Source organism: Limnobacter parvus, from assembly GCF_024623725.1.
In the GTDB taxonomy this organism is placed as follows: Bacteria; Pseudomonadota; Gammaproteobacteria; order Burkholderiales; family Burkholderiaceae_B; genus Limnobacter; species Limnobacter parvus.
Map to the genome: position 1 here is coordinate 79,002 of NZ_JANKHG010000027.1, position 14,852 is coordinate 93,853.

The following is a 14,852-nucleotide window of genomic DNA, read 5'->3' on the forward strand; positions in this document are numbered from 1 at the left end:
GAAGTTATGAATACACGTGACAAAGGCTTGGAGAATGCCGTGGCCACCAACCCAAACGACCAAGCCATTCCCGATGTCCAAAGCACCATCGACACCCGCCACATTGCAATCCAATCTGTGGGCATTCGTTCTGTCAAGTATCCAGTTCTAATTGAACTTCAAGGCCAAAAGCCAATGCCGTCCGTGGCTGAGTTCGAAATGACCGTGTTTCTGCCTGCCGATCAAAAAGGCACGCACATGTCGCGTTTCATCGCTTTGCTTGAAGAAGCGCAGGGCAGCGTGCTAACCGTGAGTGGTTTTCGCGCCATGTTGGCTGAAATGCTGCAACGCCTGGATGCGCCTTCTGGCCGCATCAAGATGGAATTGCCATATTTTCTGTCCAAGGTTGCGCCTATTAGCGGTGTTTCAAGCTTGATGGACTACCAGTTAACGCTGGAAGGTTCAGCTTCTGAAGCCGGCCAGGACATTTGCCTGACCGTGGTTGTTCCGGTCACTAGCTTGTGCCCTTGCTCCAAGAAAATCGCCGAGTATGGTGCGCACAACCAGCGCTCGCATGTCACCGCCCGTGTACAGCTTAAAGAAGACGTGGACATCGCCCAATTTATTTCGGCAATAGAGCAGCAAGCGTCGTGTGAACTGTATGGTTTGTTGAAGCGCCCAGACGAGAAATATGTCACTGAGCGCGCCTACGACAACCCCAAGTTTGTCGAAGACTTGGTTCGTGATGTGGCAATTGCCATGAACAAATTCACGCAGGTTGGGCGGTACACCGTGGAAGCGGAAAACTTTGAATCCATTCACAACCACTCGGCGTATGCACGCATTGATCGCGCGCATTAATTGTGTCTGAATCCAAGGAAATTTTTATATTGGGATTGACGTCCGCCGGAAAGGTGTTTCGCCCATCCGATTGGGCCGAACGCCTTTGCGGCGTTCTGTCCTGTTACCGCCCTCCGGGTCGGCAGCTTAATCAGCAAATCAGTCAGCAGCATTTGGCGTACAGCCCCTATGCAAAACCCACTGTCATCAACAACGTGAAATGTGTGGTGGTTGATGAGCGTTTGCGCGACATTGAACCCATGGCCATGACATTCGTGCTTAATTTCGCGCGGGACAATGATTTGCAGCTGCTTGATGCGTGTCTGTTACCGGATGAGAAATAGCGGTGTAGTTGGCTGCGGTGGTCGATTAACGCACAGTCGTTTGTCTTGGTCAACTATTCAGGACTTATTCGGCACCAATAGGCAACACAAAAAGCCCCTTGCAACCAAGGGGCTTTTTCATGTGGGTATTCTGAAGCATTCTGTATCAAGGCACTCAGTATTGCTGCGGTGGTGAAGTGTTCTTCGCCCGCCTGCTTACCAATGAACCGCTTAAAATTAAGCAGCCATGCCTTTTACAAGTGCAGACAAGCGTGACTTGTTGCGTGATGCCTTGTTCTTGTGGATTAGATCTTTGTCTGCCACGCGATCCAGAATGCTTGTTGTTTCGCGATACACTGCTTGTGCAGCAGATTTGTCGCCTGCTTCAACAGCAGCGCGTACCTTTTTAACCGCGGTTCTCATCGCCGAGCGAATGGCAGAGTTGTGCGCATTTGCTTTGGCGGCTTGTTTTGCGCGCTTGCGCGCCTGTACTGTATTGGCCATATTGCTTAGGTTCCAGGGTGTAGAATTCGAAAACCCGCAATTTTAACAAAATACGAGCCCTTTAACAATCACTATATGAATTTATTGAAGTCGGCAGCCGCGGTCAGCGCCATGACCATGCTATCCAGAATCACGGGTTTGATTCGAGAGACAATCACCGCGCGCCTCTTGGGGGCAGGTGCAGAATCTGATGCTTTTTTCATCGCCTTCCGCATTCCGAACTTGTTGCGTCGTCTTTTTGCCGAAGGTGCATTTTCCCAAGCCTTTATTCCAATCTTGTCTCAGACCAATTCCACAGACGGGAAATTGGCGGCTGTTGATTTGGCCAGACGCGTCAGTTCGCTGCTGTTCCTTAGTCTGCTACTGATTGTGGTGTTGGGTGTGTTGGGTGGTACCTGGGTGGTCATAGGCATGGCCAGTGGTCTTGAAGTGGGCAGTGAACAGTTTGAGCTTACCGTGTTGCTTACCCAATGGATGTTTCCGTACATCCTTTTAATCTCCATGGTGGCGCTGGCATCTGGCTTGCTGAATACATTCCGTTCGTTTGCCTTGCCTGCATTTGCGCCCGTGTTGCTCAATATCAGCTTTATTGCAGGCGCCTTGCTTTTGGCGCCTTATTTCGACCAAGCGGTCAAAGCGTTCGCAATTGCAGTGATGGTCGGTGGCGTGTTGCAGGTGGCGGTGCTTTGGTATGGTTTGGCCCGCACGGGCTGCCTGATCAATCCCTTTGCCGGTTTAGGTGCAATTAAAGTGGCGTGGGCCGACGAACGCGTGCGCCGTGTGCTTCGAAATATGGTGCCAGCTACCCTGGCCGTGTCTGTTGCCCAAATCAGTTTGATCATCAACACCAATATTGCATCACATTTGGAACAGGGCAGCGTGTCCTGGATTTCCTATGGCGATCGACTGATGGAATTTCCCACTGCACTGCTGGGTGTGGCTTTGGGAACAGTGCTGTTGCCATCGCTTTCTGCTGCGGCCACTCGCAGTCATGAGGAATATTCCCGCCTGATGGACTGGGGGCTGAGGCTTACCGTGGTGCTGGTGCTGCCTGCTGCCGTCGGAATGGGGCTGTTTTCTGATGCGTTGGTGGCCTTGCTGTTTCATTATGGCCGGTTTGATGCGAATGATGTTGCAATGACCAGCCAGGCCGTGGTGGCTTACAGTCTGGGTTTGGCGGGCTTGGTGCTGGTTAAAATTCTTGCTCCCGGCTTCTATGCGAAACAAGACATTCGCACCCCTGTAAAAATTGGTATTGTGGTGGTGATCACCACCCAGTTGATGAACTTGCTCACAGTGCCTTGGCTTGGCCATGCTGGTTTGCCGCTTAGCATTAGCGTGGGCGCCATGCTGAATGCTGGCGTGCTGTACTGGGGGCTGCGCAGGCGCGGCCTTTATACTCCTTCTGCTGGGTGGTTGGTGTACTTCATGAAAGTAGCGGTGGCGGCAGTGGGCATGGGTGTGGTGTTGTGGTTCCTGAACCAGCGATTTGACTGGCTTGCCATGGCAGCCACTCCTGTGGCTCGGATTGGTGCTGTGTTGGGGGTGATTGGTTTGTGTGGCCTGGTGTACTTTACGGTGCTGGCAGGCTTGGGCTTGAATCCGAAGCGCTTGATCAGAAAGCCGGCCACAAACTGAGTTTGACGCGATGTAGCGGGTTTTGGCTCGGCTCGCAGCGTTTCTGATGTCGCTGCAAGCCGGCTTGAATCACTTTAAAGAAATTATTTCAGGGCATCAAAGGCGCGTGCCTTGATTTCCTCAACACTGCCAACACCCGCAATTTTGCGGTATTGGGGTGCATGGTCGTCGCCAGTGGCGGCCCACTGGCCGTAGTAATCTACCAATGGGCGTGTTTGCTTTTCATACACGTCCAGGCGCTTTTTTACGGTTTCAACTTTGTCGTCATCGCGCTGAACCAGTGGTTCGCCGCTCACATCATCAATTCCTTCCTGTTTGGGTGGGTTGAATTTGATGTGGTAAGTGCGGCCTGAAGCAGGGTGGGTGCGTCTCCCGCTCATGCGATCGATAATTGCATCGTGAGGTACGTCGATTTCCAGTACGAAGTCGATTTTCACGCCGCCTTCTTTCATGGCCTCTGCTTGGGGAATGGTGCGGGGAAAGCCGTCGAACAGGTACCCGTTTGCGCAATCCGATTCTTTCAGGCGCTCTTTCACCAGGTTAATAATGATGTCGTCGGAAACCAGTCCGCCGCTGTCCATCACCTTTTTGGCTTCAATGCCCAAAGGCGTGCCAGCCTTGACAGCTGCGCGCAGCATATCGCCAGTGGAAATTTGGGGAATCCCAAACTTTTCCTTAATGAATGTCGCCTGTGTGCCTTTGCCTGCACCGGGCGCGCCCAATAGAATTAAACGCATAGTCGCCTCAAGAGTTTTTTTGATCTGTTCGCCTGTTATACAAGATGCGTTGGTTATAACAGGTAAAGTATTTTTGGCCGTTTTTCTTATTAGGGCCTTTGCGATTATGGGTAGCCCAACTTGCAGCAAGCTTACCCAAATGCTGTCCCGTGTTTGTTCTGCACTGTTCAGCCCAAACGCGATCCAAACAACGCCCTGACTTTTTCCAGGTCGTGCGCAGTGTCTACTCCGGGAAGCGGAGCATCCTGAATCATACACACTTTTATCCGAAAGCCATTGGCCAGCGCCCGCAGTTGTTCAAGTGATTCAAACACCTCAATCTGGGCTGCTGGCAGGGTTTGATATTTTTTCAAAAAGCGTGCGCGATAAGCATACAAGCCAATGTGTCGAATTCCCAACTGCCCTTCAGGTGCGCCTTGGGGCCAGTCTTGATTGGCGTATGCATCGCGGGGAAAGGGAATGGGGGCGCGTGAAAAGTACAGCGCTTCACCATCCTCACGCATGGCAATTTTCACAACATTCGGATTTTTAAACTCTTCCCAGTTATTGATTGCATGCCCGCAGGTGGCAATGTCTTGCTGTCCGTTCAGCAGGGTGTTGGCCACCAGGTCGATCAAGGCCGGATCAATCAAGGGCTCATCGCCTTGTACATTCACCACCACGGTGTCGTCGCCCCAGCCCTTAAATTGCACCACCTCGGCAATTCTGTCGGTGCCTGTGGGCCAGTCGCCGCGCGTCATCAGCACCTGCAGGCCATGGAGTTTGCACGCCGCTTCAATGTCGGCATGGTCAGTGGCCACAAGCACTTCATCGGCACCTGATTTCATGGCTTGTTCGGCGACCCGAACAACCATGGGCTTGCCCGCGATGTCCAGCAAAGGTTTGCCCGGCAGTCTCATCGAAGCATGACGGGCCGGTATTACGGCTTTAAACATGAGGGCTCAGTTGTTGGTCGTTGAAATCGTTTCGGCTTGCTCTACCAGCATGATGGGAATTCCATCGCGCACCGGGAAGGCCAGTTTGTCGGCTTTGCACATTAAAAAGCCATCGGTGGGGCGTTTTTCAAGCGGCCCTTTGCAAATGGGGCAAACCAGAATATCAATCAATTGTGGGTCCAATGCTGTCCTCTAGGGCTAGGGTCAGGGCAGGTGGCAGTTCAACATGTATTTCTGCCACCCAAACCTTTGAATTTGATGAGTTCAATTTTACGGCATCTTTGCCGCTGGTAATCAAAATCGACTGGTCGAACTGCATGCAAAAGTCTGCAGGGTAGTCGAAATGATCGGGAAGGGGCATTTTTTGGGTGATCTTAATGCCCAGTGCCTCCACTGCAGAAAACAGCTTGTTGGGGTTGGCCATGCCGCTAAAGGCCGTAATACCCAAGTTTGCCCATTGTTTTGCAGCTTGCTTGCTGGGTAAAAATTCGCCTGTTTGCAGATGCTTGAAACCGATTAGGCGCACAGTCACCTCGTGCCACTTGGTGTCCCTGGGCATGTTCAAACATTGGCTTAAATACCCTACTGAACAATTAGACGCGATAACTGCATCCACTGAGTTCAGTCGGCTCAGTGGCTCCCGAAGTGGGCCTGCCGGTAGCATGCGTCCATTTCCTTGTCCGCGTGAATCGAACACCACCCACTCAAGTTGTCGCCTCATGCGGTGGTGCTGCAAACCGTCGTCTGACACCACCAAATCCAGGTCTGGATAACTTTCAAAAAGCAAACTCAGCGCGGCATTGCGATCTGCACCCACCGCAACTGGGCAATGTGTTTGTGCGCAAAGAAACAAGGGTTCGTCGCCTACTTCGTCAGCCACGGGCAGCGGCTCACGTGGGTCGATCAGCACAGCGTGGCTACTGCGGCGACCATAGCCACGGCTCACGATACCTACTTTTTTTCCATGCAATTGCATGAATTGACACACTGCCATCACGAGTGGGGTTTTTCCTGCCCCGCCCGCAATCAGGTTACCAATCACCAGAACCGGGGGATTGGTGTGTGTTTTGGAATGGGCTGATTTTGAGTCATGCCGGCCAAAAGCTCTTAAGCCTTTGTAAACGCTTTCAAGAATATTTAAAGCGAAAGATTCCAATGTCGTGGATTTGCTTCCACCGTACCAAATCTCCAGCAGCCTGGTTTCAAGTTTGGCTTTGAAGAACAACCGGATCATGGGGCCTTGCCACCGGCCGTGGCAATCGATACTCGCGCAATTCCCAGTGACGCCAGCATGTCCATAACCACTACCACCGACTGGTGGGTGGCGGCTGCGTCTGCTTCTACAATGGCGCGGCGTTCTTCGCCCGCATTGACGGCCGACAAGGTTTTTGTCAGTTCCCGGCGAAGCTGTGATTCGTTCAGTATTCCTTGGGCACCAAAGGCGTAGTTGCCGTCACGGCCAATTCTAATACGCAGCGCGTCGGGTGGTGAGGTGTCTTCCTTGGCGCTTTGGGTACCGGGAAGATCAACCTCAAGCTGACTGGGTTGCATGAAGGTGGTCGACACCACCAGAAAAATCACAATTACCAGAAGCACATCAATTAAAGGAATTAAATTAATGTCAGGGGCTTCGGTTGTGGTTGCGCGTCTAATTCTCACCGGCTTGTTTCCTCAGCCCGCTTTACGCGCGTTGGCATGCTGCTTTAGCAGCTCTTCGAAGGGCTTCAGGGCAGTGCCCATGTCGTCCAGAATTGCATTGATTCGAATGCGAAACAGGCGGTAGGCCACCAGGGCAGGAATGGCCACAATTAGCCCGAATGCTGTGTTGTACAGTGCTACGGCAATGCCCGCGGCGATCGCTTCAGGGGTTTGGGCGGCAGAACCTTGTACTGCAAAAATTTCAATCATGCCGATGACTGTGCCCAGCAAGCCCATCAAGGGTGCAGCACTGGCAATCATAGACAACACATCCAAGTGTTTTTCCATTTTGCCTTGAACGCCAAGTGCTTCGCTTTGCATGGCCATGTCGATGTCTTCATTTTTGTAAAAGGCAGACAGCCCTGCGGCCATTAAACCACCCAGCGCGCTGTGCGCCTCCAGGCGAGCAATGTTTTGTTTGTCTTTAAACTGGGGCAGTGTTTTGCACACATCTGCCACCAACCCTGCGGGTGCCAATTCTTTCCTTCTGAGGGCCCAAACACGCTCAAAAACAATGGCTAGAGCAACCACGGAAGCGAAAATCAGGGGCCAGATTGGCCAGCCTGCTGCGGAAATGATTGACCACACAAGTAGACTCCTATTCGATAAGACACGGACTCTAGCGAAAAAACCAACATTACACAAATTCTCATACAGTGTAGTTTTCTAGTTATTGTGGATAACTTTGGGGAAAAGCCACTTAAATTTTTGATGGATCAAATGATTTTTCAATAAATGAACTTTTTGTGTCTGGTTATGTTGGCTTTTTTGTATTAAAAATCAATGGCTTGAACATAAATTCCTGTGTTTCAGGAATGTTGCACAGAATGTGGCTTTTTGTTAGCGCTTGTGGAAATGTGTGCAGATTATTGCGAATTTAGGCGATAAATGATTGACTTCAAAACAATTTTTTCGGTGAGTCAGTTTGCCAGGCAGCTGAATGATCATTTCAGAACCCAGTTTGGCGCAATCCGAATACAAGGTGAAATAGCCTCAATCACCCGGGCTTCGTCGGGGCATTGGTATTTTGGCTTGAAAGACGATGCTGCGCAGCTGAAGGCGGTCATGTTTCGCCAGCGCAATGTGCTTGCCGGGTTTTTGCCCGTTGTAGGCGACAAAGTAGAAATACTTGCCCAGCTGGCCATGTATGAACAACGGGGCGAACTTCAGCTGATTGTTGATGTGATAAAAAAAGCTGGGCAGGGCAACCTTCACGAGCAATACCTACAGCTGAAAGCAAGGCTAACGCAGGAAGGTTTGTTTGATTCAAATCGCAAAAAAACCTTGCCCACGGTGGTGTTCAACCTCGGGGTGGTTACTTCGTTGCAGGCTGCGGCTTTGGCCGATATAAAGCAAGCCCTGGCCCGGCGTGCACCCCATGTGCAGTACACCGTGTACCACACGGCTGTTCAAGGCGAGCAGGCCGCGGCTCAGATTATCGATGCCCTGCAGAAAGCGGACGCCGCAGGTCACGAAGCGATTGTGCTGTGCCGGGGCGGTGGCAGTCTTGAGGACCTTTGGAGTTTCAACATTGAAGCCGTGGTGCGCGCGGTGGCCGCCTGTAAAACGCCCATCGTGGTTGGTGTGGGGCATGAATCTGATGTCACCCTTGCAGAATTTGCAGCTGATTTGCGAGCGGCAACACCCACCGCCGCAGCAGAATTGATCAGCCGACCCACACGCGAATTGCTGGGCGAGGTTGACGGGTTGTACAACAATCTTCGAAGGGCTCTTCGTCACCGTGCGCAGCTATTGGTTCAACAAGTTGACCGGGCAGAACTGGGGCTGCTAACACCAACGGCCTATGTAAACGCCCTGGAAGCGCGTTTAAGCAATGCAAACGGCCGGTTACCACGTTTGGTGGCACGCCATGTTCGCCAGCACACGGATTCGCTTGAGCAAATCGGCCTTGCTTTGTCGGCAGAAATTACAACAAGCCTGGATTTGGCCGGCAAGCAATCCCAGCGCTTGAATGAATCCATTAACAAAGCCCAGAAGCGTCGCTTGGTTACCCTGGATAGTGCTTTGCAGCGTTGGGAGTCGATTGTAGAGGCGGTGTCGCCACAGCGAACCCTGGAAAGAGGGTACGCGTTTCTTCAGCCCCAGCGCGGCAATGCAGTGGTGAGATCAATCAATCAAATCGAGGCAGGCGACAAGCTGCGCGCCACTCTGGCCGATGGTGAAATTTTGGTGAATGTTCGTGAGAAAACAGGCACAAGTGGACTACTTGGCAAAGACGCTGAAAATTCAAGATAGAATCAGGAAGGTTGAAATCCGGGGTATTGCCCCAAGCTGTAATTTTCGAATTGATTGAAGTGAGAGAGGATAACGATATGCAACATACACTGCCCGAATTGCCATATGCCATGGACGCCTTGGCACCCCATATTTCCAAAGAAACACTGGAATATCACTATGGCAAACATCACGCAACTTATGTGACCAACCTGAACAACTTGGTCAAAGGCACTGAGTTTGAAAGTTCAAGCCTTGAAGACATTGTGAAGAAATCCACGGGTGGCGTATTCAACAATGCGGCGCAAATCTGGAACCACACTTTTTACTGGCACTGCCTGTCTCCCAACGGCGGCGGTGCACCCACTGGTAAGCTGGCTGAAGCCATCAACGCCAAGTTCGGCAGCTACGACGCTTTTAAAGAAGCTTTTACGAAAAGCGCAGTGGGTAACTTCGGTTCAAGCTGGACATGGTTGGTAAAGAAGGCAGACGGTTCTGTCGACATTGTCAACACCAGCAATGCGGCTACACCTTTGACTACACAAGACAAGCCTTTGTTGACCTGCGACTTGTGGGAACACGCGTACTACATCGATTATCGCAATGCGCGCCCCAAGTACATCGAAACATTCTGGAACTTGGTGAACTGGGAATTTGCGTCTTCAAACTTCGAAGGTTAATTTTCCGTTAGTTGTTCCAAAAAAGCCGGCTTGAAGTTGCACCCATGAAGTGCAAGCACAGCCGGTTTTTTTATTGCGCGGGCATTTTGATGATATCGCCCTGACCAAGGCGTCGCTCTGTGAACCAGTTCAGGTTCATTTCCAGCGCCAATCTGGCATTGCCCTGTGAGCAGTGAATGTCGGTTGTGCCCGCTTTCATCTGTTCAACATTCAGGATTCGCCCTTGCTCATCTGCAAACGCCACGTCCAGGTCGATCAAGGTATTTTTCATCCACATGCACTGGGTTTCAGTGCGAGCGAATACAAACAGCATGCCGTTGTTGTTGGGCAGATACTCTCGGTTCATCAGTCCGGTTTGTCGAGTTTCTTCGGTATTCGCCAATTCTGCAGTTACACGGTATTGACCCACAGACACCTGTACAGTGGGTAGTTGGTTTTGTTCAAGTTTTGCAGAATTCGAGCTGCACGATGCGATGCCGGGCAAACAGGCAAGCAAGGCAACTGTGGTGACCGTTCTAACGGTAGTGGCGTAGCTAAAGTGCATTAAATCAAAGTCCTGTCAGAGATCTGAAAGAAGATAGAGTTATTATACGCTTTGGCGCAATAAGGAATGTGATTTCATATTGCGAAATAATTGAGATTTTTGTATCGGGGGAATACACTAGAATGTTCCCTCTAACATTCCAGAGAAGCAGCGGAGAGACCATGTACCAACACATTAAAATCCCGGCAGTTGGCGAAAAAATCACCGTAAACAGTGATTACTCGTTGAATGTACCCGATCAACCCATCATTCCATACATCGAAGGCGACGGCACAGGCTTCGACATCACGCCAGTGATGATCGATGTTGTCGATGCATCTGTGGCCAAAGCCTATGGTGGCAAGCGCAAGATCAGCTGGATGGAAATTTATGCGGGCGAGAAGGCCACCAAAGTGTATGGCCCTGACGTTTGGCTGCCCGATGAAACGCTGGAAGTGTTGAAGGATTACGTGGTGTCTGTGAAGGGCCCATTGACTACGCCAGTGGGCGGTGGCATTCGCTCAATCAATGTAGCTTTGCGTCAGCAGCTGGACCTCTACGTGTGTCTGCGTCCCGTGCGTTATTTCGCCGGCGTGCCGAGCCCTGTAAAAGAGCCCCACAAAACTGACATGGTCATTTTCCGTGAGAATTCGGAAGACATCTACGCTGGTATTGAATACGAAGCTGAAAGCGACAAGGCCAAAAAGCTGATCAAGTTTTTGCGTGAAGAAATGGGCGTAAGCAAGATTCGCTTCCCAGAAACTTCAGGCATTGGCATCAAGCCAATTTCCAAGGAAGGTACCGAGCGCCTTTTCCGCAAAGCGATTCAGTACGCTATTGACAATAAAAAGCCATCAGTGACCATCGTGCACAAGGGCAACATCATGAAGTACACCGAGGGCGCATTCGCTGCCTGGTCGTACACCTTGGCCAAAAATGAGTTTGGTGCCGAATTGCTGGATGGTGGCCCCTGGATGAAGATTAAAGCTCCGCATGGCGACATCGTGATCAAAGATGTGATTGCGGACGCTTTCCTTCAGCAGATTCTGCTGCGCCCCGCCGAATATAGCGTGATTGCAACTATGAACCTGAATGGTGATTACATTTCCGACGCGCTTGCGGCGCAAGTTGGAGGCATTGGTATTGCACCGGGTGCGAATTTGTCCGATTCAATCGCCATGTTTGAAGCCACCCACGGTACTGCACCCAAATATGCAGGCAAAGACTACGTGAACCCTGGTTCACAGATTTTGTCGGCTGAAATGATGCTCCGCCACATGGGCTGGGTTGAAGCTGCAGATTTGATCATCAGTTCAATGGAAAAGTCGATCACTTCGAAAAATGTGACTTACGACTTCGCGCGGTTGATGGATGGTGCAACGCAGGTCAGCTGTTCAGGGTTTGGCCAAGTGATGATTGATCACATGTAAATAACCGTGATTTGTTTCACCTTAAAATTGCAACAAAAAAAGCCGGCTTGAAGCCGGCTTTTTTCTTGTTCGGTGTTCTGACAATCTGGCTGGTCAGGCGGCGCTGGTTGCGTCCATCACAGAGATGTTCTGAGCCTGCTTACCTTTTGGTCCGTCTACCACTTCAAAGGTAACCTTCTGGCCTTCTTTGAGGGTACGAAATCCAGATGCCTGGATTGCTGAAAAATGGGCGAATAGTTCATCGCTTCCTTGATCAGGAGTGATAAAACCAAAACCCTTTGCATCATTGAACCATTTTACGGTGCCGGTCGCCATCGCGAAACCTCCTTCAAAAAACAATACTTCGATCGGAACGCAAGAACTTTCCGACAACTCACCAGTCATAGCCAGCTTGGTTACTATTCTTTGGCTACTTTGGTTTGGGGTCAACCATACAATAGATACATTTTTCAGGGTTTACCCCTTGTGTTCTCTTAGACCCGTCCCCATCTTTGTGACTCAGGCAGGCAAGGCATTCACATCACCGATCGTCAGCGCCGAATTGTTGATCGCATCGCCATTATTTTTTGGTGCGATCTGATTGAATTTTCAGAAATTTTTTTTAGCCTTGAATAAAGGCGGTGTATTGCTCTCTAATCCTTGTTGCGTGCCCCTTAGAAGTGATTACAATGAAGTTATGAGTTCGCAAAACAATCCATCCACAGTGCTGGAGTCGCAGACGCAAAAAGCGAAGCTGCCTCCGATGTATCAAGTCGTACTCTTGAACGATGACTACACCCCTATGGAGTTTGTCGTGATTGTTTTGCAGAAGTTTTTTGGAAAGGGAAGGGAACAGGCCACCCAGATCATGCTGAAAGTGCACAAAGAGGGCAAAGGGGTCTGTGGGGTTTATCCCAAGGACATCGCCTCGACAAAGGTCGAATTGGTCAGCGGATTCGCAAAGCAGCATCAACACCCGCTGCAGTGCGTGATGGAGGAAACATGATTGCGCAAGAATTGGAAGTAAGTTTGCACATGGCTTTTGTAGACGCACGTCAGCAAAAGCATGAATTCATCACAGTAGAGCACCTGCTATTGGCACTATTGGACAACCCGTCTGCGGCAGAGGTGCTCCGATCCTGTTCCTGTGATGTAGAAGAAATTCGAAAGAATCTTCAGAATTTCATTAAAGACAACACACCGGTTGTCTCAGGGCAGGATGAGGTCGATACTCAGCCAACCTTAGGCTTCCAGCGTGTGATCCAGCGCGCCATTATGCACGTGCAAAGTACCTCCAATGGCAAGAAAGAGGTGACAGGCGCCAACGTGCTTGTGGCGATCTTTGGTGAAAAAGATTCTCACGCGGTGTATTACCTGCACCAGCAAGGCATCACGCGTCTGGATGTGGTGAACTACATTTCCCACGGCATCACCAAAACACCCCAGGCGCCCGCCCCAAAGCCGGAAAATTCCCAAGGCGAGAATGCCGAGCAAGAGGCTGAGGCCACCCAAGCTGCCAGCGACAAGCAATCGCCTCTTGATCAGTACACGCAGAACTTGAATGCATTGGCCAAGGAAGGGAAAATTGACCCGCTGATTGGTCGCGAACAGGAAGTTGAACGTGTTATTCAGGTGCTTTGCCGCCGACGTAAAAACAACCCGCTTTTGGTGGGTGAGGCAGGCGTGGGTAAGACGGCCATTGCCGAGGGCTTGGCCTGGAGAATTGTTCAAGGTGACGTGCCCGAAATTCTTGGCAATGCCCAAGTGCACTCGCTGGACATGGGAGCCCTGTTGGCCGGTACAAAATACCGCGGTGATTTTGAGCAACGCCTGAAAGCTGTATTGAAACAGTTGAAAGCCAATCCTGACTCGGTGTTGTTCATCGATGAGATTCACACGCTGATTGGCGCAGGTTCCGCCTCGGGCGGCACGCTAGATGCTTCTAATTTGCTGAAGCCTGCGTTGTCGTCGGGCCAGTTGAAGTGTATTGGCGCAACCACTTTTACTGAATACCGCGGTATTTTCGAGAAAGATCATGCCTTGTCCCGCCGGTTCCAGAAAATTGATGTGTCGGAACCCACGGTGGAACAAACCATTGAAATTCTGCGCGGCTTGAAGAGCCGGTTTGAAGATCACCACGGCGTGAAGTATTCTAGCGCCGCAATTTCTGCAGCCGCGGAACTGTCGGCCAAATTCATCAATGATCGCCACCTGCCCGACAAGGCCATTGACGTGATTGATGAGGCCGGTGCGGCACAGCGCATATTGCCGAAAAGCAAACAGCGCAAAACCATTACGAAGGGCGACATTGAAGACATCGTGTCGAAGATTGCACGCATTCCGCCGCAGTCTGTGAACACCGATGACCGGAACAAGCTTGCAACCCTTGACCGTGATTTGAAAGCCACCGTGTTTGGGCAAGACCCCGCGATTGAAGCACTTGCCAATGCAATTAAAATGTCGCGTGCAGGTTTGGGCAAGGCTGACAAGCCGATTGGTTCGTTCCTGTTCAGCGGCCCTACGGGTGTAGGTAAAACTGAGGTTGCCAAGCAACTTGCATTCATTCTTGGCATTGAAATGTTGCGATTCGACATGTCGGAGTACATGGAGCGCCACGCTGTGTCGCGCCTGATTGGCGCGCCTCCAGGGTATGTTGGATTTGATCAGGGCGGTTTGTTGACCGAGGCCATTACCAAGAAGCCACACTGTGTTTTGCTGCTCGACGAAATCGAGAAGGCTCACCCCGATGTGTTTAATATTTTGTTGCAGGTGATGGACAACGGCACGTTGACCGACAACAACGGACGCAAAGCCGACTTCCGCAATGTGATTATCGTGATGACTACCAACGCAGGAGCCGAGGCCTTGACCAAACGAGGTATCGGCTTCATGGAATCGAAGGTACAAGGCGACGAGATGGAAGACATCAAGCGCATGTTCAGCCCCGAATTCCGCAACCGCCTGGATTCTGTGATTTCATTCCGTGCGCTTGATGAGGAAATCATTCTTCGTGTGGTTGACAAGTTCTTGATGGACCTTGAAGAGCAGTTGCACCAGAAGAAGGTGGACGCTGTTTTCACTGACGAATTGCGCAAGCACTTGGCCAAAAAAGGCTTCGACCCATTGATGGGAGCGCGACCCATGCAGCGCTTGATTCAGGACACCATTCGCAAAGCCCTGGCAGACGAACTGTTGTTCGGCAAGCTGGTGAATGGCGGAAGGGTAACTGTGGATCACGATGTTGAGAAAGATCAGGTGTCGCTGACTTTCAACGAGGGTGATTCCAATCAGGAGTCTGAAAGCGGTTCAGAGGTGGCAGTCGATTAACGATTGCTTGGCTATGCTCGTATA

Annotated in this window: 17 protein-coding genes; 8 read left to right on the plus strand and 9 right to left on the minus strand. The window is 51.0% G+C overall.

The annotated features are described in order from the left end of the window. Positions 1 to 6: 6 nt before the first annotated feature. Both folE2 and NSP04_RS14050 read left to right on the plus strand, forming a co-directional pair. On the plus strand, positions 7 to 840 hold the full coding sequence (folE2, locus tag NSP04_RS14045) for a GTP cyclohydrolase FolE2 (protein WP_257512983.1): 834 nt from the start codon (positions 7 to 9) through the stop codon (positions 838 to 840). Further along, positions 840 to 1,163: a DUF3579 domain-containing protein gene (locus tag NSP04_RS14050; protein WP_257513154.1), complete on the plus strand. Its 324-nt coding sequence runs from the start codon at positions 840 to 842 to the stop codon at positions 1,161 to 1,163. The genes folE2 and NSP04_RS14050 overlap by 1 nt, the downstream gene beginning before the upstream one ends. A gap of 216 nt (positions 1,164 to 1,379) precedes the next feature. Here the strand turns inward: NSP04_RS14050 and rpsT are convergent, their stop codons facing one another. Continuing rightward, entirely contained in the window at positions 1,380 to 1,646 is a 267-nt protein-coding gene (gene rpsT / locus NSP04_RS14055) for a 30S ribosomal protein S20 (RefSeq protein WP_257512984.1), read from the minus strand. A gap of 75 nt (positions 1,647 to 1,721) precedes the next feature. Here rpsT and murJ point away from each other — a divergent pair, with 75 nt between their 5' ends. Next, a complete protein-coding gene (gene murJ / locus NSP04_RS14060) occupies positions 1,722 to 3,284 on the plus strand; it encodes a murein biosynthesis integral membrane protein MurJ (protein WP_257512985.1) in 1,563 nt (520 codons plus the stop codon). Positions 3,285 to 3,367: 83 nt separating this feature from the next. On the opposite strand, the gene adk is transcribed toward murJ, so the two are convergent. The 6 genes from adk to NSP04_RS14090 all read right to left on the minus strand — a co-directional run bounded on the left by adk (position 3,368) and on the right by NSP04_RS14090 (position 7,242). After that, positions 3,368 to 4,021 (minus strand): adenylate kinase, encoded by a 654-nt coding sequence (adk, locus tag NSP04_RS14065; protein WP_257512986.1) that lies wholly within the window; start codon positions 4,019 to 4,021, stop codon positions 3,368 to 3,370. Between the two features lie 167 nt (positions 4,022 to 4,188). Further along, positions 4,189 to 4,956, minus strand: coding sequence for a 3-deoxy-manno-octulosonate cytidylyltransferase (gene kdsB / locus NSP04_RS14070; RefSeq protein ID WP_257512987.1), 768 nt, complete (start codon positions 4,954 to 4,956; stop codon positions 4,189 to 4,191). A gap of 6 nt (positions 4,957 to 4,962) precedes the next feature. After that, entirely contained in the window at positions 4,963 to 5,139 is a 177-nt protein-coding gene (locus NSP04_RS14075) for a Trm112 family protein (RefSeq protein WP_257512988.1), read from the minus strand. Then, positions 5,120 to 6,190, minus strand: a complete 1,071-nt coding sequence (lpxK, locus tag NSP04_RS14080; protein WP_257512989.1) for a tetraacyldisaccharide 4'-kinase — start codon at positions 6,188 to 6,190, stop codon at positions 5,120 to 5,122. The genes NSP04_RS14075 and lpxK overlap by 20 nt, the downstream gene beginning before the upstream one ends. Continuing rightward, positions 6,187 to 6,615: an ExbD/TolR family protein gene (locus NSP04_RS14085; RefSeq protein WP_257512990.1), complete on the minus strand. Its 429-nt coding sequence runs from the start codon at positions 6,613 to 6,615 to the stop codon at positions 6,187 to 6,189. Before NSP04_RS14085 ends, lpxK begins: the two co-directional genes overlap by 4 nt. Before the next feature lie 12 nt (positions 6,616 to 6,627). Continuing rightward, complete coding sequence (locus NSP04_RS14090; RefSeq protein ID WP_257512991.1) at positions 6,628 to 7,242, minus strand: MotA/TolQ/ExbB proton channel family protein; 615 nt, start codon at positions 7,240 to 7,242, stop codon at positions 6,628 to 6,630. Positions 7,243 to 7,542: 300 nt separating this feature from the next. On the opposite strand from NSP04_RS14090, the gene xseA reads away from it, so the two are divergent. Both xseA and sodB read left to right on the plus strand, forming a co-directional pair. Continuing rightward, positions 7,543 to 8,910: an exodeoxyribonuclease VII large subunit gene (gene xseA, locus NSP04_RS14095; protein WP_257512992.1), complete on the plus strand. Its 1,368-nt coding sequence runs from the start codon at positions 7,543 to 7,545 to the stop codon at positions 8,908 to 8,910. A 77-nt stretch (positions 8,911 to 8,987) separates the two neighbouring features. Continuing rightward, positions 8,988 to 9,569 (plus strand): superoxide dismutase [Fe], encoded by a 582-nt coding sequence (gene sodB, locus NSP04_RS14100; protein ID WP_257512994.1) that lies wholly within the window; start codon positions 8,988 to 8,990, stop codon positions 9,567 to 9,569. A 70-nt stretch (positions 9,570 to 9,639) separates the two neighbouring features. Here sodB and NSP04_RS14105 read toward each other — a convergent pair whose 3' ends face one another. Continuing rightward, positions 9,640 to 10,113 (minus strand): DUF192 domain-containing protein, encoded by a 474-nt coding sequence (locus NSP04_RS14105; RefSeq protein ID WP_257512995.1) that lies wholly within the window; start codon positions 10,111 to 10,113, stop codon positions 9,640 to 9,642. A gap of 161 nt (positions 10,114 to 10,274) precedes the next feature. Between NSP04_RS14105 and icd the strand changes: the two genes are divergently transcribed. Continuing rightward, the gene (gene icd / locus NSP04_RS14110; protein ID WP_257512996.1) at positions 10,275 to 11,522 is read left to right on the plus strand and encodes an NADP-dependent isocitrate dehydrogenase; all 1,248 of its coding nucleotides are present in this window, start codon (positions 10,275 to 10,277) and stop codon (positions 11,520 to 11,522) included. A 93-nt stretch (positions 11,523 to 11,615) separates the two neighbouring features. Here icd and NSP04_RS14115 read toward each other — a convergent pair whose 3' ends face one another. Beyond that, the gene (locus tag NSP04_RS14115) at positions 11,616 to 11,837 is read right to left on the minus strand and encodes a cold-shock protein (RefSeq protein WP_008252332.1); all 222 of its coding nucleotides are present in this window, start codon (positions 11,835 to 11,837) and stop codon (positions 11,616 to 11,618) included. Between the two features lie 361 nt (positions 11,838 to 12,198). Here NSP04_RS14115 and clpS point away from each other — a divergent pair, with 361 nt between their 5' ends. Next, positions 12,199 to 12,507: an ATP-dependent Clp protease adapter ClpS gene (gene clpS / locus NSP04_RS14120; RefSeq protein ID WP_257513155.1), complete on the plus strand. Its 309-nt coding sequence runs from the start codon at positions 12,199 to 12,201 to the stop codon at positions 12,505 to 12,507. Further along, positions 12,504 to 14,828, plus strand: coding sequence for an ATP-dependent Clp protease ATP-binding subunit ClpA (gene clpA, locus NSP04_RS14125; RefSeq protein ID WP_257512997.1), 2,325 nt, complete (start codon positions 12,504 to 12,506; stop codon positions 14,826 to 14,828). The genes clpS and clpA overlap by 4 nt, the downstream gene beginning before the upstream one ends. Positions 14,829 to 14,852 lie beyond the last annotated feature (24 nt).

What these genes read in the sequence shown, in the direction of transcription:
- NSP04_RS14105 (WP_257512995.1), bottom strand. Translation starts at nt 10,113, where the DNA reads ATGCACTTTAGCTACGCCACTACCGTTAGAACGGTCACCACAGTTGCC.
- clpS (WP_257513155.1), top strand. Translation starts at nt 12,199, where the DNA reads ATGAGTTCGCAAAACAATCCATCCACAGTGCTGGAGTCGCAGACGCAA.
- folE2 (WP_257512983.1), top strand. Translation starts at nt 7, where the DNA reads ATGAATACACGTGACAAAGGCTTGGAGAATGCCGTGGCCACCAACCCA.
- NSP04_RS14115 (WP_008252332.1), bottom strand. Translation starts at nt 11,837, where the DNA reads ATGGCGACCGGCACCGTAAAATGGTTCAATGATGCAAAGGGTTTTGGT.
- kdsB (WP_257512987.1), bottom strand. Translation starts at nt 4,956, where the DNA reads ATGTTTAAAGCCGTAATACCGGCCCGTCATGCTTCGATGAGACTGCCG.
- icd (WP_257512996.1), top strand. Translation starts at nt 10,275, where the DNA reads ATGTACCAACACATTAAAATCCCGGCAGTTGGCGAAAAAATCACCGTA.
- lpxK (WP_257512989.1), bottom strand. Translation starts at nt 6,190, where the DNA reads ATGATCCGGTTGTTCTTCAAAGCCAAACTTGAAACCAGGCTGCTGGAG.
- xseA (WP_257512992.1), top strand. Translation starts at nt 7,543, where the DNA reads ATGATTGACTTCAAAACAATTTTTTCGGTGAGTCAGTTTGCCAGGCAG.
- rpsT (WP_257512984.1), bottom strand. Translation starts at nt 1,646, where the DNA reads ATGGCCAATACAGTACAGGCGCGCAAGCGCGCAAAACAAGCCGCCAAA.
- adk (WP_257512986.1), bottom strand. Translation starts at nt 4,021, where the DNA reads ATGCGTTTAATTCTATTGGGCGCGCCCGGTGCAGGCAAAGGCACACAG.
- sodB (WP_257512994.1), top strand. Translation starts at nt 8,988, where the DNA reads ATGCAACATACACTGCCCGAATTGCCATATGCCATGGACGCCTTGGCA.
- murJ (WP_257512985.1), top strand. Translation starts at nt 1,722, where the DNA reads ATGAATTTATTGAAGTCGGCAGCCGCGGTCAGCGCCATGACCATGCTA.
- clpA (WP_257512997.1), top strand. Translation starts at nt 12,504, where the DNA reads ATGATTGCGCAAGAATTGGAAGTAAGTTTGCACATGGCTTTTGTAGAC.